This is a genomic window from Anaeromyxobacter diazotrophicus (genome assembly GCF_013340205.1).
In the GTDB taxonomy this organism is placed as follows: domain Bacteria; phylum Myxococcota; class Myxococcia; order Myxococcales; family Anaeromyxobacteraceae; genus Anaeromyxobacter_A; species Anaeromyxobacter_A diazotrophicus.
Genome location: NZ_BJTG01000004.1, coordinates 199,207 through 218,133 on the forward strand (window position 1 = coordinate 199,207; position 18,927 = coordinate 218,133).

Sequence of the window (18,927 nt, forward strand, 5' to 3'; positions counted from 1 at the left end):
AGGAATAGCCAAGAACGCATGTGCGGCCGGTTGTCGCACCGTTGCCGGGGCGCTGTTGCCCGGCCCTCGCGTCGCCTCGGCCACGCGTGGCGACGTGGATGGACGGCGGTGCCGGCTTGGGTCGTTCCCGTAGGGCGGGGGCTCGTCCCCCGCCGCGGCGCGCACGGCGGCGGGGCTCCCGAGGCGCTAGTGGATCCGCAGCGCGAGCTTGCCGAGATGGTGCTGGCCGAGCTCCCGGTGGGCCTGGGCCGCGTCCTCGAGCCGGTACGATCGGCCGACCTCGACGTGGAACGGGCCGGCGGAGACGAGCCGGTTGAGCCGCTCCAGCACGTCGCGGCCCGGCTCGCCGTCGTAGGCCAGGACCGAGACGCCCGGGGGGCCCTTCGGCGCCGGCTCGACGCCGTTCGGGTGCGCGATGCGGCCGCCCTTGCGGACCGTCCTGAGGGCCGACTCGAGGCTCTCGCCCTGGACCAGCACGAGCGCCGCGTCGAGCCCGCCCGGCGCGAAGTCGCGAGCCGCTCGCGCCACGTCGTCCCGCTTGCCGTCGACCGCCGCGTCGGCGCCGAGCTTGCGCACGAGCTCGACGCCGTCAGGCCCCGACGCGACCGCCAGGACCGCTCCGCCCATCCGCTTCGCGAGCTGGACCGCGAGGTGGCCGATCCCTCCGCTCGCGCCGTAGATCATCAGGGTCTGCCCCGCCGACAGGTGCAGCTGATCGTCCAGGCCCCGCAGCGCCGTCACACCGTCCGCGCCGAGCGGGCCCGCCTCCTGGGTGCTCAGCCCCTGCGGGAGCGGCGCGATCGTCTCCTCCTCCAGCGCCACGTACTCTGCGTAGAAGCCACCCGCGAACGAGTACGCGTACACGCGATCCCCGACGCGAAAGCGCCGCACGCCGGCTCCGACCGCGACCACCTCGCCCGCGCCGTCGTTGCCGAGGACCTGCGGGAAGCGGCTCGGTCCGAGCTTGAGCTCGCCCGTGCGGACGTACGGGTCCCACACGCCGATCCCCGCGCAGTCCAGGCGGACGAGGGCCTGGGTCGGCCCCGGCCGCGGGACCGGCAGCGTCTCGGCGTGCAGGACCTCGGGCCCTCCGTACCGGTCGAAGGCGGCGGCCTTCATCTGCGCAGGAATGGGTGCAGGCATGACGCGTGTCCCCCGAGTGGTGTTGGAGGAAGCGCGATAAGCGAGGACCGGGGCCGATGCACGGTCGCGGTTCACGTCGGGCCGGCGAGGCGGCGTGCCCTCCCACTGCGACCGGGCCGCCTCACGAACCCGCGGGGGCGGCGCGCCGGAGGTCCGCCTCCTCGCGCTCGTCCCTGGGGCACAGAGGTGTGCTATACCGCCGCCCCGTGGTGCAGCTTCGCGAGCTGGATGAAATGCTTGGCCCCGTAGCTCAGCCGGATAGAGCGGCGGTTTCCTAAACCGCAGGTCCCGTGTTCGAGTCACGGCGGGGTCACCATCCATCGCGGGTGAGGCTCGCGCTACGCCGGGGCCGCCGGGGCGTGCTCGCCGCCCCGCCGCTCGCCGGAGGCGGGCAGGGCGCCAGCGCCGGAGAACGCGATGAGCAAGACCCCCTCAACACCCGCCACCCGGCTGCTCCGCCAGCACGGGGTGGCCTACACCGAGCACCCCTACCGCTACGAGGAGCACGGCGGGACGGCGGTCTCGGCGCGGGAGCTCGGCGTCGACGAGCACGCGGTGGTGAAGACGCTCGTCATGGAGGACGACGGCGGCGCGCCGCTCGTCGTCCTCATGCACGGCGATCGCGAGGTGTCGACCAAGGCGCTCGCGCGCCAGCTCGGCAAGCGGTCGGTCCAGATCTGCAAGCCCGAGGTGGCGCAGCGCCACAGCGGCTACCTCGTCGGCGGCACGAGCCCCTTCGGCACCCGCAAGGCCATGCCCGTCTACGTGGAGAAGGGCGTGCTCGCCCTCGAGCGCATCTACATCAACGGCGGCTCGCGCGGCTTCCTGGTCGGGATCGCCCCGGCGGAGCTGGTGCGGGTCCTCGCCGCGACGCCGGTCGAGGTCGCCATCCAGGCGTGACCTCCGGGCGGGCGCGGGCTCGCGCGGGCCTTGTGGATCGCCGGGCGGGTCCGCAGATCGCCCGTGCACGCACCGTGCGATCCGGAGGATCCATGCGACGCACCTCGCCTTCGAGCTCGGGCCCGCTCGCCCTGGATCGCCGGCGCTTCCTCGCCGGGCTCGGCCTGGGAGGGGCGCTCGCGGCGGCGCGGCTGGGCGGGGTCGCGCGCGCGGTCGAGAGCGCCGGGAAGGGCGAGGTGCTGCCCGCCCCGGTGGGCGGCTCCGCCGAGCCCTCGGCCATCCCCTGGCTGGACAAGAACGGCAGCCACAACCAGTCGCCCGGACCGCGCGCCGAGCCGTCGTCCATCTTCCACTTCAAGGGGCGGATCGCGCGGGCCAACGACTTCGAGGGCACCGGCCAGGACGGGCAGGGGAACGCGCTCCCCTGGGGTGAGCCCTCCACCGACTTCTCCTTCATGGACGGCGTGTACTGGCCGACCACCCGGATCGAGCGGCGGGGCACCTTCTCGCACCTCTGACTCACGCTCTTCAAGGGCCAGTTGGCCCCCGAGCTGAAGGTGCACGACTTCCACCCCGCCATCCGCCCGAACGGCCTCTACTGGATCGCCGACGTGCCGTCGGGCGGGCTCACCGTCTCGCAGGACGGGCGCAAGGCGACCCTGAAGCTCGCGGCGCTCGCCGTCATCGACCAGCCGCGCTGGCCGGCGCCGGACGCGGAGGCGCGCCGCGCCCGGCTCGACGTCACGGTGGTGTGGACCGCCACCGACGAGCCGGTGACCCTCGACGACCCCGCCCACCAGTTCCGGTTCAAGGGGTGGAAGGCGATCGCGCAGGCCGAGTGCCGGGCCGAGGTCCCGTCGCTCGGGTTCACCTGGCGCTCGGGCCCGCTCGCCACCTCCCGCGCCAGCTTCGCGGTCATCGGCGAGGAGGCGAACGGCAAGTACTACGGGGCCTCCTCGCCGTAGCCGCCCAGGGCCACCCGGTCGCGGCCGGCCGCCTTGGCGGCGTAGAGGCCGCGGTCGGCCCGCTCCAGCCAGCGCCGGACGTCGTCGCCGCGCTCGAGGGCCGCCACGCCCACCGAGACCTGGACCGCGATCGTCTGCTCGCCGGCGGGGACGCGGAGCGACCGCACCCGCCCGACCAGGCGCTCGGCGAGCCGGGCCGCGTCGGCCAGCGCCGTCTCGCGCAGCACCACCGTGAACTCGTCGCCGCCGTAGCGGCCGACGAAGTCGCTCCGGCGCATGAACACGCGCGCCAGCGCGTCCGCGACCTCGCGCAGCACGGCGTCGCCCACCACGTGGCCCCGCCCGTCGTTGATCTCCTTGAACCGGTCGACGTCGACGAGCAGCAGGCTGGCCGGCTCGCGGAACGCCTCGAACATCCGGACGGTCTCCTCCAGGTAGGCGTCGAGCGCCTTGCGGTTCGCGAGCCGCGTGAGGGGGTCGGTCTCCCCGTCCCGGCGCGCCGTGGCGAGCTCGTCGCCGAGCGACCGCACCGTCGCGCCCAGGGTCGCCATCTGCGCCTGCTGCCGCGCGCGCCGCTCCTCCAGCGCCTGGGTCAGCGCGCCCACCGTCTCCACCACCTCGCGCTTCAGCTCCGAGGCGGCGCTCGCCTCGACCAGCCGGCCCAGCCGCGCGATCTGCTGCCGCAGCCGCTCGTCGCTCGCCTCCTCGGTCGCGAAGGCCTGGGTGAAGTTCCGGACGAAGACCCAGATCACCTCGCGCAGGTCGGCCGCCACGCCCTGCGCGTGGGCCGCGCTCGACCGGCAGTACTCGCGCACGAAGCGCCGCACGCCGTGCCAGTCGCGGCGGCCGCCGGGCGCGGGCGCGCCCGCCGGCGCGCCGGGCGCCGGCGCGGCCACGACGACGTGCTGGGCCCACGCCTCGGCCTGGAGGCGGAAGCCCTCGAGCTCCACTCCTTCCTGCTCCTGCGCGAACTCCGCCATGCTGCGGAGCGCGGCCGCGAGCGTGTCGAGCGCCAGCTCCGGGCTCTCGGGCGGCTCGGTGGAGGTCGGGGGAGCCCTCATGCCCGGCGGGGAAGGCACGGCGCATGCCACGGCGCAGGGGCGACGGGCCGCCACCCGCGCGGGGCGGACGGGGTGTCGCGACGGACCCGCGGTCGAGCCGCCCCGGGTCAGGCGCGCGGGGCAGGGCCGCTCGCCGGGGCGGGAGCGGGCGCGGCGGAGGTGCTGCCCGCCGCGCCGCCCGCCGGCGGATCACTTCTGCTTGTAGGCGCCGGCCACGATCACGAGGTCGTCGACGCGCTCGATGTACGAGACCTTGGTCTCCACCTTGTTCGTGGCCGGGTTGCGGTAGCCGTACTCCTGCCAGCCCGAGCCCTTGGTCTTCGCGATCTCCAGCCGCTCCTGGACGTAGAGCTTGCCGTTGGGGTCCTTCGCCTTCGACACGTCCATCCCGATGCGCTCGGGGTCGGTCGGGTGCACCAGCGTCTTGCCCTCGATGCTGTTCACGAAGACGTAGAGGTCCTTGTAGACGAACGGACCGTTGAGCTTCTGGAACTCCTTGAACGCCTTCTCGCGGCCGTGGCGCTTCAGGTAGGCGACCGCGTTCTTCACCAGCGCCTCGGCGTCGGCGGGGGTGGCGCGCTCGTCCGCGAAGGCGGGGGCGGCGAGGAGGAAGGCGGCGCCGAGCGCCGCGAGCAGCTTCTTCATGACGTGTGGACCTCCGGACGGTGGGTGGGTCGATCCGCGGGTGGAGCGCCGAGCCAGGGCGACGGGATCGACCCGGCCTGGGCGGCCGCGGCTCGGGGTGGGCTCGAGGCGAGCTCGAGCTGGAACGACGCGATGAGCCCCGCCAGCTCGGAGGCCTGCGAGGACAGCTCGGCGGCCGCCGACGACGACTCCTCGGCGCTGGCGGCGTTCTGCTGCGTGACCTGGTCCATCTGGCCGACCGCGCGGGTGACCTGCTCGATCCCGGCCGCCTGCTCCTTGGCGCCGGCCACGATCTCGGCCACCACCGCGGTGACCTTCTGCACGCCGCCCGCGATCTCGCCGAGCTTGTCGGAGACGTGGCTCGACGTCCGCTCGCCCGCGGCCGCCTCGTTCACCGACTGGCGGATGAGCTCCTCGGTCCGGTTCGCGGCCTCCTTCGAGCGGAGCGCCAGCGAGCGCACCTCCTCCGCGACCACGGCGAAGCCGCGCCCCGCCTCGCCGGCGCGGGCGGCCTCGACCGCCGCGTTGAGCGCGAGCAGGTTGGTCTGGAACGCGATCTCGTTGATGTCCTTGATGATCTGCGAGGTGCCCTCGGCCGAGGCGCGGATCTTGGCCATGGCCGCGGCCATCTGCGCCATGGCGGAGGTGCCCTCGCCGGCGGCTGCGCGCGCCGCGTCGGCGAGCCCGTTCGCCTCCTGGGCGCTGTCGGCCGAGTGCTGGGTCATCGACGAGATGGACTCGAGCGAGGCGCTGGTCTCCTCGAGCGAGCTGGCCTGCTCGGAGGCACCGCCGGCCACCGCCTGGCTGGTGGAGGCGATCTGCTCGGCGGCGTTCGACACCTCGGTCACCGCCCGCGCCACCTGCGCCAGCGCGTCGTGGAGCGAGCCGGCGGTGGCGTTGAGCGCGGTCTTCATCTTCGCGTGGTCGCCGCGGTAGGCGCCGGTCATCCGGGCCGTCAGGTCGCGCTCGGCGAGCTGGCTCAGCACGCGGGTCGCCTCCTCGACGGGCGCGAGCAGCGCGGCGAGCGTCGTGTTCACGCCGTCCAGGATCCGGCGCGCCTCGTGCTGGTACCGGCCTGTGTCGCAGCGCGCGGCCAGATCGCCGCCGGCCAGCCGGTCGAGCGCGGCCGCCAGGTCACGGATGGGCGCCAGCAGCGCGTCCAGCGTGTCGTTCACCCCGGCCATGATCTTCGCGTAGTCGCCGCGGTGGCGCGCGGGGTCGGCGCGCACGTCGAACCGGCCCTCCACGGCCGCGCGCGCCAGGTCCCCGGCGTCGCCGATGAGCGCCTGCACCGCCGCCACCACCGCGTTGAGGCTGTCCCGCACCGCGTTGAAGTCCTGCCCGCGCACCTCCGCGATGGGCTCGGGCATGTCGCCGGCGGCGATCCGGTCGAGGTGGCCGCCCACCAGCGTGAAGACGCGCGTGATGTCCTTCGCCACCAGCGCGCCGATCACCAGCACGAGCGCGATCACCGCCGCGATGGCGAGGCAGAGCGCGACCGTCGCGCCCTGGGCGGCGGCGCTGGCGCGGTGGCCGTCGACCGCGACCTGCGCCTCCACCGCCTCCTTCGCCTTCCGCAGCAGCTCGACCGAGGCGTCGTAGGCGTCGCGGTGCATCATCAGGGCGCCCAGGATGCGCTGCTGCGCGAACTCGACCCGCGGGCTGTCCGCGGGGGCGCCGGAGGCGAGCAGCGCGTCGCGCGCCTTCTCCTGCTCGACCGTCTTCCGCACCTCCTCGCGCCAGGCCTGCAGCGCCGGGCCGACCTTGCTCCAGGCCTCGGCGGTGGCGGCGCTCTTCCTGCGGCCCTGCAGCGCCGCGATCTCGGCGTCGATGCGCTGGAGCCCCTTCTCGACGTCGGCGTGGAGCGCCGCCCGGTAGTCGTCGTCGAAGCGCGCGTTGGAGAGGGCGTGGATGGCGCGCGAGACGTCGGTCTCGGCCTGCTCGATCTGCTGCATCGAGAGGAGGTTCGGCACCCGCACCTCGACGAAGGTGACGGAGATCCCGCTCAGCATGCGCAGGGCGACCACGGTCCCGGCGAGGAGCAGGCCCAGCAGCGCCGCGGTCACGACGTAGCCACCGATGACCTTGGTCCCGAGCTTCATTCGACGCAGCATGGGAACGGCTCCCGAGAGGAGGACGGCCTGGTTTCAGGCCGCTCGTGACGCGCCGCGGCGACCGCTCGGGTCACCCGCGCGGGGAGGGTGTTCAGCACGTCCCGTGCCCAGTGGGCGCCGCGGGCGGATCGCCCAGGAACCGAGGCGCGGACCGTCCCGCGGCCGCGTGACGCGGGACGAGAGGTGCGGGTCGCCGGGGTCCCAGGGTCGGCCGCCGACCCCAGGCTGAACCGCCCGCGTCAGGCGGGGTAGCGCGCCGGCTCCCCGCCGAGGACGCGCAGCACGTCCTCTGCGACCAGCTCGGCCGTCCGGTCCTGCGCCTCGGCGGTGAGCCCGGCGACGTGCGGCGTGAGCAGCACGTTCTCGAGGCCGGCCAGCGCGTCGGGGGCGGGCGTCGGCTCGCGGTGGCGCACGTCCAGCGCGGCCCCGGCGATCGCGCCGCGGGCCAGGGCGGCCCGCAGCGCCTCCTCGTCGACCACCTCGCCGCGGGAGGTGTTGACGAGCCACGCGTCGCGGCGCATGCGCGCGAGCTGCGGCGCGCCGATGAGCCCCCGGGTGGCGGGCGTGAGCGGCACGTGCAGGGAGACGAAGTGGCTGCGCGCGAGCAGCTCGTCGAGCGGCACGCGGCGCGCCAGGCCCGCGGCCGCGTCCGGCCAGTCCGGCGAGGTGGCCAGGACCTCGAGCTCCAGCGCGGCGGCCCGGCGCGCCAGCCGCAGGCCGATGTCGCCCAGGCCCACGATGCCGAGCGTCTTGCCCGCCAGCTCGACGCCGGTGAAGCCGCGCCGGTCCCACTCGCCGGCGCGGACGGAGCGGCTGGCCGCCTCGACCCGGCGGGCGATGGCGAAGAGGCATGCGAGGACGTGCTCGGCCACCGCCACGGCGTTCGCGCCCCGCGCGACGACCACGGCGATCCCGCGCGCGCGGCAGGCGGGAAGGTCGATGTTGTCGAGGCCCACGCCGAGCCGGCCGACCACGCGCAGGCGCGGGGCGCGCGCGAGCAGCGCCGCGTCGACGCGCGTCTGGTTGCGCACCACCAGCGCCTCCGCCGAGGCCAGCTCCGCCTCGAGCCGCGCCCGGTCCTTCCACAGCCCGTCGTCGGCGGTGACGGCCGCGTGCCCGGCGAAGATCTGGTGCGCGCGCTCCGCGACGAACTCGGTGACGACGACGCGCGGGAGCTCGGGCATGCGGCGCAGGGTCCTCGCGAGGTGGGATCGTGTCAAGGTGCGACCCGCACCCTCCGTGGTCCCCCCGCACGTACGTCGTGGGCGCGCGGGGAGCCGCGGCGGCGCGGTGCGGCGCTTGCAGCGACCACGGTGCCGTCGACCACAACCAGCCGCGGAGCCGCGCCATGCCTAGCCTCGTCGTCGAGAGCCTCCCCTCCCGCGCCGCACCGCCGCCCGCGCCGCCGGCCTGGTGGCGGCGGCGCGGCGCCCGGCTGGCCTTGCCCGCTGCGCTCGCCGCCAGCTGCTTCGTGCTGCCGGCGCCGGCCGGGCTGACCGGCCCGGCGTGGCGGCTGCTCGGCATCTTCGTCGCGACCGTGCTCCTCATCCTCCTGAACGCGCTGCCCGAGCCGAGCGCGGTCCTGCTCGGCGTCACCGCCGCGGCGCTCACTGCGGTGCCGCTCAAGGCCGTCCTGGCGGGCTACGCCGACTCGACGTTCTGGCTCATCATCACCGCCGTCATGATGAGCGTCGGCTTCCGCAAGAGCGGGCTGGCCGGCCGGGTGGGGCTCCTGCTGCTGCGCGCCTTCGGCCGCACGCCGCTCGGGCTGGCGTACGTCTTCGGCGCGCTCGACCTGCTGCTCGCGACCTCCATCCCGGCGGCCCCGGCGCGGACGGGCGGGCTCGTCTACCCGCTCGCGCGCGGAGTGCTCGACGTGACCGAGGCCAAGGGCGGGGAGGGGGGGCGACGCCTCGGCGCGTACCTCACGGTCTCGCTCTACATGCTGAGCATGGTGACGGGCAGCCTCTTCCTGACCGGCATGGCGCCGAACGTCCTCAACGCCTCGCTCGCCGCGAAGATCCTGGGGGTGCAGCTCACCTGGCCGCTCTGGACGCTGGCGGCCGCGCCCGGATTCCTCCTCTTCCTCGGGTTGCCGGTGCTGGTGAGCCGCCTCGCCCCGCCCGGCGTCCTCCCGGTCGCCGCGGCGCGCGAGCGGTCCCGCGCGGCGCTGGCGGCGCTCGGCCCCATGAAGCCCCGCGAGTGGATCGTCGCGGCGACGTTCTCGCTGGCCCTGGGCCTCTGGGCGACGAGCTCGCTCACCGGAGTGAACATCGCGGTGGTCGCCTTCGCGGGCGTCTCCGTCCTCCTCGTCACGCACGTCATCGAGTGGAAGGACCTGGCCGACTCCAAGGAGACCTGGTCGGCCCTCGTCTGGTTCGGAGGCATCCTGGGGCTCGCCTCGGCCCTGGACGGCACCGGCTTCTTCAAGTGGTTGACGGCCGCCATCCAGGGGTGCCTCCCGCCGGGCCGCATGGGGACCGGCGCGGCGTTTCTGCTCATCGCGCTCCTCGCCACCTTGCCGCACTACCTGTTCCCGTCGCTGGTGGCCTACGTCGCGACCTTCTCGCCGGTGGTGTTCAGCTTCATCGCCGCCACCGGCGCGCCGCGCTACCCGGCCGCGCTGCTCGCCTGCTTCCTCATGACCATCTCCTCGACCCTCACGCACTACGGGAACGGGCTCGGCCCGATGCTCTTCGACACCGGCTACGTCGGGAAGGCGACCTGGTGGAAGGTGGGGCTCGCCGTCACCGCCCTGGCGGCCGCGCTGTACCTCGCGGTGGGCCTCCCGTACTGGAGGCTGGTGGGCCTCTATCGCTGAGCCCGGCTCCCGGGCGCTCTGCTAGGCTCCGGGGGCGGCGCGCGCGCCGCCGTCCTCCTCTCGACCTGGTGCTCGCCCCGTGACCTCGCGCCGCCTCGCCCTCGCCCTCGACCGCAACCCCTGCGCGGGGGCGGGCCGGTGACCCGGCGCCCGTCCCGGGTGCCGGCCGCGCTGCGGCGCGCCCGCTTCGCGCCGGCCGTCCTGGAGGTGCTGCGCCGGCTCGACGCCGCCGGGCACCGCTCCTGGCTGGTGGGCGGGGCGGTGCGCGACCTGCTCCTGCGGCGGCGGCGGCTCGATCCGGCCGACCTCGACGTGGCGACGCCGGCCCGTCCGGAGCAGGTGAGCGCGCTCTTCGAGAAGGTGATCCCCACCGGCGTCGAGCACGGCACCGTGACGGTGCTGGGCCCGGGCGGCGTGCCGGTCGAGGTGACGACCTTCCGCGGCGAGGGCGCCTACCTCGACGGCCGGCGGCCCTCGTCGGTCGTGTTCCTCTCCGAGGTGGACGAGGACCTGTCCCGCCGCGACTTCACCGTGAACGCGCTCGCGTACGACCCCCTCGGCGGCGAGCTGCGCGATCCGTTCGGCGGCCAGGACGACCTGCGCCGGCGGCGCCTGCGCGCCGTCGGCGACCCGGCCGCGCGCTTCGCGGAGGACGGGCTCCGGCCGCTGCGCGCGGCCCGCTTCGCGGCGCAGCTCGGGTTCGCGCTCGATCCCGCCACCCGGCGCGCCATCCGCCCGGCGCTGGCGGTCACCGCCAAGGTCTCCGCGGAGCGGGTGATGGCGGAGCTCTCGAAGCTCCTGCTGGCGGCCCACCCGGCGGCCGGGCTCGCGCTCCTAGACGCGACCGGCCTGCTCGAGGTGGTGCTGCCCGAGCTCGCGGTCCGCCCCCCCGCCGCGCGCCGCCACGCCTACGAGGTCGTGCGGCGCGCCCCCCGCGAGCTGCCGCTCCGCCTCGCGGCGCTGCTGCACGTCCTGCCGCGCGGCGGCGATCCGGCCGGCGGCGCCGAGGCCGCGGCGCGCGCGCGCCAGCTCCTCGTCCGGATGCGCTTCCCGGGCGCGGTGGCGGAGCTCGCGGCGGCGCTCGCCGCCGCCCAGGGGTGCGTGCTCGCGGCGCCGAGGCCGGCCGCCCCCCGCTCGCCGGCCGAGGTGCGCCGGTTCGTCGCAGGCGTGGGGCGGGAGCGCCTGGCGCCGCTCCTCGCCCTGTGGGAGGCCGACGCCTCGGCCGCCCGCCCGCCCGCTCGCTCGCGGAGGGAGCTGGCGACGCTCCGCGCGCTCCGAGCCCGGATCGCGCGCGTGGAGCGGACGCGCCCCCCGCTCACCTCGGCCGAGCTCGCCCTGGACGGCCGCGCGGTCATGGAGGCGCTGGGCCTCGCGCCGGGGCGCGAGGTGGGCGAGGCGCTGCGGCATCTGCTCGAGCGCGCGCTGGAGGACCCGGGCCTGAATACGGCCGAGGCGCTCACGTCCGAGCTGCGGACCTGGTGGGCGAGGCGGCCCGGCCGGGCAGCGCCCGGCGCCCCAGGGTGAGCGGCGGGCGAGCCCGGCGCGCCTCCTTATACTTGGCGCGAGGCGAGCCGATGGCGCAGCAACTCCGGAAGGGTGACGAGCTCGGGGACGGCGAGGCGGTGGAGCGCGACCGGCGCCGGTCCGCGTTCATGAAGGAACTGGCGCACGAGCTCGCGACCCCCCTCACGCCGCTCGCCGGTTACCTGAAGCTCCTCCAGGGAGGGCGGCTGGGCGACCTCTCGCCGGCGCAGCGCAAGGCGATCGACGCCATGTCGGGCGCGGTGGCTCGCCTGACCCGGATGGTCGACAACCTGGCCGACTTCGCGAGCCTCGCGCCGGGCGAGGCGGCGCTCTCGACCGCGACCCTCGACCCCGACGCGCTGGCGGAGGACGTGGCGGCCGAGGTGCAGCCGTACGTGAAGGACGCGAGGCTCCACCTCGAGATCCGGCGCGCGGGGGGCGGCCCGGTGCTGGCCGACCCGAAGAAGCTCCGGCAGGCGCTCGCGAACGTGCTGCAGAACGCCGTCAAGTACTCGCCGCACGGCGGAGAGGTGCTGCTGGAGGTGACGCGCGACGGCGGCCGGCTCCGGTTCGCCGTCTACGACCAGGGGCCCGGGCTCTCGGCGGCGGAGGTGGAGCGCATCTTCGAGCCGTTCCAGCACCCTTATCGCCCGGAGGAGAGCCGCCGGCCGGGGTCCGGGCTGGGCCTCCCAGTGGCGCGGCGCATCGCCGAGGCGCACGGCGGCGGCGTCACGGTGGAGAGCCCACCGCGCGCGCAACCCCCCGGCGGCAGGCAGTTCACCGGCTCCAAGTTCGTCATCGACGTCGCGCTGCGGAGCGGCGCGCCCGCGGCCGCCTCGGCGGCGCCCGCCTCGTTCCCGGGCTAGAATCGCGCTCCCATGCGCGTCCTCGTCGCCATGTCGGGCGGCGTCGACTCCTCCGTCGCCGCCGCGCTCCTCCAGGAATCCGGGCACGAGGTGCTCGGCGTGTCGATGCGCGTCTTCGACTACGCCGACCCGGCCCGGGGCCGCTCCTGCTGCGCGCCGGACGACCTGGACGACGCGCGGGCGGCGGCCCGGGCCCTCGGGATCCCGTTCTACGTGGCGAACCTCGAGGAGCACTTCGGCCGCGCGGTGATCGACCGCTTCGTCGAGGACTACGTCGCCGGCCGGACTCCGAACCCGTGCGTCGCCTGCAACGGCGAGGTCAAGTTCGGGTGGCTGCTGCAGCGCGCCCGGGCGCTGGGCGCGAAGCTCGCCACCGGGCACTACGCGCGGGTGGAGCGGCGCGGGGGGCGCCTGGCGCTCTGCGCCTCGCCCCACGCGAAGGACCAGAGCTACTTCCTGTACGGCCTGGGGCAGGACGCGCTCGCCGACGTGCTGTTCCCGGTGGGAGAGCTGGAGAAGGCCGAGGTGCGGCGCATCGCGGCCCGGCGCGGGCTGCCGGTGGCGGAGAAGCCCGAGTCGCAGGAGATCTGCTTCGTCACGCGCGGCGACGCGGGCGACTTCGTGGCGCTGCGCGCGCCGGGGCGGGTGCGCGCGGGCGAGGTGGTCTCGACGCGAGGGGAGGTGCTGGCGCGGCACCCGGGCGTGCACCGGTTCACGGTGGGGCAGCGCCGCGGCCTCGGGCTCGGGGGCGGCGCGCCGCGCTACGTGGTGCGCCTCGAGGCGGAGGCGGGGAGGGTGGTGGTGGGGAGCGCCGCCGAGGCGTCGCGGCGGGCCTTCCGGGTGGGCGAGGTGAGCTGGGTGGCGGGCCGCGCCCCGGCCGGCGAGGTGGTGGTGCGGGTGCGGGTGCGGCACCGGCACGAGGGCGCCGCGGCCACCGTGCGGCCCGCCGGCGCGGAGGCGGAGGTGGAGCTCGAGGCCCCGGTGCGCGGCGTCGCGCCCGGGCAGGCGGCGGTGTTCTACGACGGGGACGAGGTGCTGGGCGGAGGGAGGATCCTCGCGGAGTGAACGTTCCGAGGGGGGCAGGGCGCGGGGCGCTCAGCTCCCTCTCCCCCACCGGGGGAGAGGGCCAGGGAGAGGGGGCCGCACCGTGAGGAACCAGCTTGGACGCCTGTGACCTCCTCGTCGTCGGCGCCGGACCCGCCGGCTGCGCCGCGGCGGTCGCGGCGCGGCGGGCGGCGCCCGGCCTCGACGTCCGCGTCGTCGACGCCGCCCGCTTCCCGCGGGAGAAGCCCTGCGGCGGCGCGCTCACCGGGGGCGCGCAGCGGGAGCTGGCGCTGGCGGGGCTCGAGCTGCGGGTCCGGCACGCGGTGGTGACGCACGCGCTCCTCCGCGTCGAGGGGCTCGCGCGGCGGGTGGAGCTCCCCCGGCCCGCCGCGGTGGTCCGCCGGATCGAGCTCGACCACGACCTCGTGCTGCAGGCGCGGGCGGCGGGGGCGCGGGTGGACGAGGAGGCGCCGCTCCTGGCGCTCGAGCCCGGCCTGGCGCGGACCGGCGCCGGGCCGCTCCGGTTCCGCGCCGCGGTGGCGGCCGACGGGGTGGGGGGCCCATCGCGGCGCGCGCTCGGGCTCGGGCCGGGCCGGCGCGCCCCCCTGCGCGAGACGCAGCTCGAGGCGGCCGGGCAGGGGGATCTCCTCTTCGACCTCGACGCCGCTGGCGCCGGCTACGCCTGGCGCTTCCCGTGCTTCGTGGAGGGCCGCCCCGCGGAGAGCTGCGGCGTCTACGCGCTCGCGGGCGGGGCGGCGCTCACGGGCGCGCTGCGCGAGTTCGCCCGGCGCGAGGGGGTCCTGCCGGCCGCGCCGGCCACCCCGAGCGCGCTCCGGCTCTTCGAGCCCGGCGGCCCGGTCGGCGCGGGCGCGGCGCTGCTCGCCGGCGACGCCCTCGGCGCCGACCCGCTGGCGGGCGAGGGGCTCCGGTACGCGCTCTGGTCGGGCCGGATCGCCGGGGCGCTCGCCGCGCGCGCGCTCGCCCGCGGCGGCGCGCCCTCGCTGCGCGCCTACCGCGCCCGGCTTGCGGGCTCTCGCTCGGGGCTCCTCCTGCAGCTCACCGCGAGGCTCGCGCCGCGCCTCTACGCCGGCCAGGGCCGCTGGCGGCGCGCCGCGGCCGATCCGCGCGTGGCCGAGGCGCTCGCGGCGCTCGTCTCCGGCGCGGCGCCGGCGGGGCCGCTCCTCGCACTCACCGTGCGGCTGGCCGCGGGCGCCCCCGCGCTCGTTTCGCGCTCCGGCCCCGCCTAGTTCCTTGCGGGGAGGTCCGGGCGGGCCTATCAAGCCGCCATGCGCCTCGCCGACGGGAGGATCGTCCCCGACCTGCCGCTCGACGCCGGCAAGGTCGAGCGCTGCCGGGCGCTCGCGGACCGCGTCACTGCCCAGGTGCTGCAGCTCGTCGGCCGCCACACCACCACCTCCATCGAGCGCACCGTGCTGCGGATGTTCGGGTTCCACGGCGCCGGGCCGCGCGGGGTGCCGTGGGTGAACCTCATGGTGGACGAGCTCCACGCGCGCGGGCTGCTCGCGCAGGGCGCGGCGTACTGGCTCGGGTACGTGCTGCGCGCCGGGGCGCGCGATCCGGCCGAGGTCGCCGCGCGCTTCGCGGCGCTGCCGCGGTCGCCCGCGCCGCTCGCGCCGGCCGAGGAGGCGGCGCTGCGGGCCGAGGTGGCGGACGAGGCGCGGGCCGCCGCCCGCGAGCTGCGCCGCCGGGTCGAGGCGCGCGAGGCGCTGAAGCGCGAGCTGGGGGTGGGCGCCCGGCCGCACCGGTACGTCATCGTGGCCACCGGCAACATCCACGACGACGTGGAGCAGGCGCGGGCCGCCGCCGAGGCCGGCGCGGACGTGATCGCGGTGATCCGGTCCACCGCCCAGTCGCTGCTCGACTACGTGCCGGACGGCGCCACCACCGAGGGTTACGGCGGCACCTACGCCACCCAGGAGAACTTCCGCATCATGCGGGAGGCGCTGGACGAGGAGTCGCGCAAGCTCGGGCGCTACCTGCACCTCACCAACTACTCGTCCGGCCTGTGCATGAGCGAGATCGCCTTCGCGGCGGCCTGGGAGCGGCTCGACATGCTCCTCAACGACGCCATGTACGGCATCCTCTTCCGCGACATCAACATGAAGCGGACCCTCTGCGACCAGCACTTCTCGCGCCGGATCTGCGCCTTCGCCGGGATCGTCATCAACACCGGCGAGGACAACTACATCACCACCGCCGACGCCGACGAGGCGGCGCACACCGTCATCGCCTCGCAGTTCGTGAACGAGAGCTTCGCCCACCGCGCGGGGCTGCCCGACCGCCTCATCGGCCTCGGCCACAGCTTCGAGATCGACCCCGCCCGCGAGGACACCATCGCCCGCGAGCTGGCGCAGGCGCTCCTCGTCCGGACGCTCTTCCCGGACGCGCCCATCAAGTACATGCCCCCCACCAAGCACAAGCAGGGCGACATCTTCTTCAGCCACGTCTACGACGTGATGGCCGACGTGGTGGGGCAGGTGACCGGGCAGTCCATCCAGCTCCTCGGCATGATGACCGAGGCCATGCACAACCCCTTCCTCCTCGATCGCTACGAGGCGCTCAAGGGCGCCGCCTACGTCTACCGGGCCTGGCGCAGCATGGGGGCCGAGATCCAGCTCCGCCCGGACGGGCTCGTGGCGCGCCGCGCCGACGAGACCCTCTCGAAGGCGCTCGCGCTCCTCGAGGAGGTGGCGGAGGATGGGCTCATGAAGGCCATCGGCCAGGCGCGCTTCGGCGACGTGGCGCGGCGCGAGGACGGCGGCAAGGGCCTCTCCGGCGTCGTCGAGCGCGCGCCCGGCTACCTCAACCCTTTCCTCGACGTGCTGGAGGCCCCATGAACCAAAGCGAACGCTCCGCCCCGCGGGCGCGGGGGAGGCCCGGGACGAGGGCGGCCGTCGCCCTCGCGCTGGCGCTCGCCGGCTGCACCCTCGTCCACGAGCGGGCCCAGGAGCGCGGGCCCGTCTCCCGGCCCGCCGGCGACGAGGGGATGCTGCTCTACACGGTCGGGCGGCTCACCTTCGAGGCGCCCGCTGCGTGGCAGGCGCGCGGCGACGACCGGCACGTGCTCCTGGTGAGCGTGCGCGACGACGCCCGCATCGACGCCCAGGTGGCGGACCGCGCCTTCAAGGACGACGCCGAGTGCCTGGCGCAGGCCGAGCAGGCGCTGGCGCGCGGCGCCGAGAAGCTCCAGAACGTGCGCCGCCACCCGACCACGCTCGCCGGGAAGAAGGCGCTGGTGCAGGAGGCCGACCAGCAGGGCTGGCACGGCTGGGCCTGGGCGGTCTGCGACGGCGGCGAGCAGTACCGCGTCTTCTTCACCGGCCGCTCGCCGCTGGGCGAGGAGGCGCTGCGCGCCTCCCGGCTCATCCCGTCCTCGTCCACCCTGGCGGGGAGGCCCGTCTCTTGACCGCCGCCCCCGCGCCGCAGCTCGTCCGGCCCTACGGCGACCGCCGCGACGACGGGGTGGTGCAGCTCGCCTTCACGCTGCCGCTCGCCGCCGGCGAGCGCGCGCGCGAGGCGGCGGCGGAGCTGGTGCGGCGGATGGGGCTCGAGCAGGTGCTGGTGGCGTCGATGGAGCGCGCCGCCGACGGCTTCACCTGCTTCGTCGTCTACGGGCGGACTCCGGTGGCGGTGGACGCGGCGGCGCTCGACGTCCCGGAGGTCGTCTCGCGCAAGAAGGGGTTCGACGAGCTCAACGCGCTGGTGGCGCGCGAGGTGGGCCGCCGGATCGTCGTGCTGGGGGCGTGCACCGGCTCCGACGCGCACGCGGTGGGCATCGACGCCATCATGAACATGAAGGGGTACGCGGGGGACTACGGCCTCGAGCGCTACCCCATGTTCGACGCCCGCAACCTGGGGGCGCAGGTGGAGAACGCCACCCTGGCGCGCCTGGCGAAGGAGGCGCACGCCGACGCGGTGCTGGTGTCGCAGGTGGTGACCCAGCGCGACGTCCACAAGGAGAACGCCCGCCAGCTCCTCGACGAGCTCGCGCGGCTGGGCGTGCGGGAGCGGGTGATCACGCTGCTGGGCGGGCCGCGCATCGACCACCGCACCGCGCTGGAGCTCGGGTTCGACGCCGGGTTCGGCCCGGGGACCCGGCCCTCCGACGTGGCGAACTTCCTCGTCGGCGAGGTGCTGCGGCGCATGGGGAAGACCTGGACCTGAGGAGGGCGGGATGGCGGACGTGGGCAAGGTGACGCTGCGGCTCCGCCTCTCGCAGGCGGACGCGCACTACGGCGGCGACCTCGTCGACGGGGCGCGGGTGCTGGCGCTCTTCGGCGACGTGGCGACCGAGCTGCTGGTGCGCCACGACGGCGACGAGGGGCTCTTCCGCGCCTACGACGCGATCGAGTTCCTGGCGCCGGTGCACGCCGGCGACTTCCTGGAGGTGTCCGGCGAGATCGTGCGGACCGGGGCCAGCTCGCGCGCGATGCGCTTCGAGGCGCGCAAGGTCATCGCCCCGCGCCGCGACCTCTCCGACAGCGCGGCCGAGGTGCTGGCCGAGCCGGTGCTGGTGTGCCGCGCCAGCGGCACGTGCGTGGTGCCCAGGGAGAAGCAGCGCAGGTGAGCCGAGGAGGGCGCGGCATGGCGGACCCGGTCATCATCACCGCGGCGGTGGTCGGCGCCGAGGTCACGCGCGCGCAGAGCCCGCACGTCCCGTACACGCCGGCCGAGATCGCGCAGGCGGCGGTGGACGCCTGGCGCGCCGGGGCGGCGGCGGTGCACCTGCACGCGCGCTGGCCCGACGGCCGGCCCTCCCAGGAGGCGGCGCACTTCCGCGAGATCCTCGATCGCGTCCGCGCCGCGGGCTGCGACGCGGTGCTCCAGTGCTCCACCGGCGGCGCGGTCGGCATGGGCCTGGAGGAGCGCCTCGGCTCGCTCGTCGAGGGGGCCGAGATGGGCACGCTCAACCTCGGCACCATGAACTTCGGCGACGAGGTCTTCCTGAACTCGCGCCCGGACATCGTCCGGGTCGCGGCGCGGTTGCGCGAGCGCGGGCTCGTCGCGGAGTGCGAGGTCTACGACGCCGGCATGCTCGACACGCTGCGCTGGCTGCTCGCGCACGGGCACCTGGCGGCGCCCTATCACGTCCAGTTCGTGCTGGGGGTCCCCGGTGGCCTCGGCGCCAGCGAGCGGAACCTGCGCTTCCTGGTGGAGGGGCTGCCCGAGCCGGCGCACTGGACGGCCGCCGGCGTCGGCCGGGCGCAGCTCGAGCTGGCGGCGCTCGCGCTGCGGCTCGGGGGCCACGTGCGCGTGGGGCTGGAGGACAACCTGTACCTCTCGAAGGGCGTGCTGGCGCGCGGCTCGCACGAGCTCGTCGCCCGGGCGGTGGAGCTGGCGCGCGACGCCGGCCGCACCCCGGCCACGCCGGCGGAGGCCCGCCGGCTGCTCGGATTGGCGCCCTGTCCCGTCCCCGTTTGACACTGCGGCAAGGCGCACCCCTGCGCGCCTGAGCGCATCAGGCGAGCCTTGACGCCCACCCGAGCGGGGCGCTAGGTTCCCGCGGTTCGCGACGGCGCCGCCGAGCAGCAGGGGGAAGGCTCCAATGACGAAGGCTGACCTCATCGAGAAGGTGCAGGCGACGCGCCCGGATCTCTCGAAGCGGCAGGTGGCCGAGCTGGTCGACACGGTCTTCGAGCACCTCGCGCGCGCCATCCGCAAGGACAAGCGCTTCTCCATGCCGGGGTTCGGGACGTTCGTGGTGAAGCGGCGGGCCGGCCGCGTGGGGCGCAACCCGCAGACCGGCGCCGCGATCGAGATCGCCCCGACCAAGACGGTGGGCTTCAAGCCCGCGCCCGAGCTGAAGAAGGCGCTCTAGGCCAC

The 18,927-nt window shown here is 75.8% G+C and carries 19 protein-coding genes and 1 tRNA gene; 15 read left to right on the forward strand and 5 right to left on the reverse strand.

Annotated features, from left to right (window positions below):
* Positions 1-186 precede the first annotated feature (186 nt).
* The gene (locus HWY08_RS09455; protein WP_176064627.1) at positions 187-1,143 is read right to left on the reverse strand and encodes an NADP-dependent oxidoreductase; all 957 of its coding nucleotides are present in this window, start codon (positions 1,141-1,143) and stop codon (positions 187-189) included.
* A 239-nt stretch (positions 1,144-1,382) separates the two neighbouring features.
* Here HWY08_RS09455 and HWY08_RS09460 point away from each other — a divergent pair.
* The 4 genes from HWY08_RS09460 to HWY08_RS09475 all read left to right on the forward strand — a co-directional run bounded on the left by HWY08_RS09460 (position 1,383) and on the right by HWY08_RS09475 (position 3,008).
* Positions 1,383-1,459, forward strand: a tRNA-Arg gene (locus tag HWY08_RS09460).
* Between the two features lie 101 nt (positions 1,460-1,560).
* Positions 1,561-2,043 carry a Cys-tRNA(Pro) deacylase gene (gene ybaK, locus HWY08_RS09465; RefSeq protein ID WP_176064628.1) on the forward strand — a complete coding sequence of 161 codons (483 nt, stop codon included), beginning with the start codon at positions 1,561-1,563 and terminating at the stop codon, positions 2,041-2,043.
* 92 nt (positions 2,044-2,135) lie between these two features.
* Positions 2,136-2,561, forward strand: coding sequence for a hypothetical protein (locus HWY08_RS09470; RefSeq protein ID WP_176064629.1), 426 nt, complete (start codon positions 2,136-2,138; stop codon positions 2,559-2,561).
* Positions 2,562-2,582: 21 nt separating this feature from the next.
* Positions 2,583-3,008 (forward strand): hypothetical protein, encoded by a 426-nt coding sequence (locus HWY08_RS09475; RefSeq protein ID WP_176064630.1) that lies wholly within the window; start codon positions 2,583-2,585, stop codon positions 3,006-3,008.
* On the opposite strand, the gene HWY08_RS09480 is transcribed toward HWY08_RS09475, so the two are convergent.
* The 4 genes from HWY08_RS09480 to HWY08_RS09495 all read right to left on the reverse strand — a co-directional run bounded on the left by HWY08_RS09480 (position 2,987) and on the right by HWY08_RS09495 (position 8,012).
* Entirely contained in the window at positions 2,987-4,069 is a 1,083-nt protein-coding gene (locus HWY08_RS09480) for a GGDEF domain-containing protein (protein WP_176064631.1), read from the reverse strand. The two genes, HWY08_RS09475 and HWY08_RS09480, sit on opposite strands and share 22 nt — an antisense overlap.
* Before the next feature lie 189 nt (positions 4,070-4,258).
* Positions 4,259-4,714 (reverse strand): cache domain-containing protein, encoded by a 456-nt coding sequence (locus HWY08_RS09485; protein ID WP_176064632.1) that lies wholly within the window; start codon positions 4,712-4,714, stop codon positions 4,259-4,261.
* Positions 4,711-6,828: a methyl-accepting chemotaxis protein gene (locus tag HWY08_RS09490; protein ID WP_176064633.1), complete on the reverse strand. Its 2,118-nt coding sequence runs from the start codon at positions 6,826-6,828 to the stop codon at positions 4,711-4,713. Before HWY08_RS09490 ends, HWY08_RS09485 begins: the two co-directional genes overlap by 4 nt.
* Positions 6,829-7,067: 239 nt before the next feature.
* Positions 7,068-8,012, reverse strand: a complete 945-nt coding sequence (locus HWY08_RS09495) for a hydroxyacid dehydrogenase (RefSeq protein WP_176064634.1) — start codon at positions 8,010-8,012, stop codon at positions 7,068-7,070.
* Positions 8,013-8,176: 164 nt separating this feature from the next.
* Here HWY08_RS09495 and HWY08_RS09500 point away from each other — a divergent pair, with 164 nt between their 5' ends.
* The 11 genes from HWY08_RS09500 to HWY08_RS09550 all read left to right on the forward strand — a co-directional run bounded on the left by HWY08_RS09500 (position 8,177) and on the right by HWY08_RS09550 (position 18,922).
* Entirely contained in the window at positions 8,177-9,649 is a 1,473-nt protein-coding gene (locus HWY08_RS09500) for a DASS family sodium-coupled anion symporter (protein WP_176064635.1), read from the forward strand.
* Positions 9,650-9,787: 138 nt separating this feature from the next.
* The gene (locus tag HWY08_RS09505; RefSeq protein ID WP_235969546.1) at positions 9,788-11,173 is read left to right on the forward strand and encodes a CCA tRNA nucleotidyltransferase; all 1,386 of its coding nucleotides are present in this window, start codon (positions 9,788-9,790) and stop codon (positions 11,171-11,173) included.
* A 50-nt stretch (positions 11,174-11,223) separates the two neighbouring features.
* The gene (locus HWY08_RS09510) at positions 11,224-12,039 is read left to right on the forward strand and encodes a sensor histidine kinase (protein WP_176064636.1); all 816 of its coding nucleotides are present in this window, start codon (positions 11,224-11,226) and stop codon (positions 12,037-12,039) included.
* 12 nt (positions 12,040-12,051) lie between these two features.
* Entirely contained in the window at positions 12,052-13,104 is a 1,053-nt protein-coding gene (gene mnmA / locus HWY08_RS09515) for a tRNA 2-thiouridine(34) synthase MnmA (RefSeq protein ID WP_176064637.1), read from the forward strand.
* Between the two features lie 95 nt (positions 13,105-13,199).
* Entirely contained in the window at positions 13,200-14,330 is a 1,131-nt protein-coding gene (locus tag HWY08_RS09520; protein WP_176064638.1) for an FAD-dependent monooxygenase, read from the forward strand.
* A gap of 39 nt (positions 14,331-14,369) precedes the next feature.
* Positions 14,370-15,941, forward strand: coding sequence for a lysine 5,6-aminomutase subunit alpha (kamD, locus tag HWY08_RS09525; protein WP_176064639.1), 1,572 nt, complete (start codon positions 14,370-14,372; stop codon positions 15,939-15,941).
* Positions 15,938-16,510, forward strand: a complete 573-nt coding sequence (locus HWY08_RS09530) for a hypothetical protein (protein WP_176064640.1) — start codon at positions 15,938-15,940, stop codon at positions 16,508-16,510. Before kamD ends, HWY08_RS09530 begins: the two co-directional genes overlap by 4 nt.
* Entirely contained in the window at positions 16,507-17,268 is a 762-nt protein-coding gene (gene kamE, locus HWY08_RS09535) for a lysine 5,6-aminomutase subunit beta (protein ID WP_176064641.1), read from the forward strand. The genes HWY08_RS09530 and kamE overlap by 4 nt, the downstream gene beginning before the upstream one ends.
* A gap of 10 nt (positions 17,269-17,278) precedes the next feature.
* Positions 17,279-17,671: a 3-aminobutyryl-CoA ammonia lyase gene (gene kal / locus HWY08_RS09540; RefSeq protein WP_176064642.1), complete on the forward strand. Its 393-nt coding sequence runs from the start codon at positions 17,279-17,281 to the stop codon at positions 17,669-17,671.
* 17 nt (positions 17,672-17,688) lie between these two features.
* Positions 17,689-18,525, forward strand: a complete 837-nt coding sequence (locus HWY08_RS09545) for a beta-keto acid cleavage family enzyme (protein WP_176064643.1) — start codon at positions 17,689-17,691, stop codon at positions 18,523-18,525.
* A 124-nt stretch (positions 18,526-18,649) separates the two neighbouring features.
* Entirely contained in the window at positions 18,650-18,922 is a 273-nt protein-coding gene (locus tag HWY08_RS09550; RefSeq protein ID WP_176064644.1) for an HU family DNA-binding protein, read from the forward strand.
* Positions 18,923-18,927: the final 5 nt, after the last annotated feature.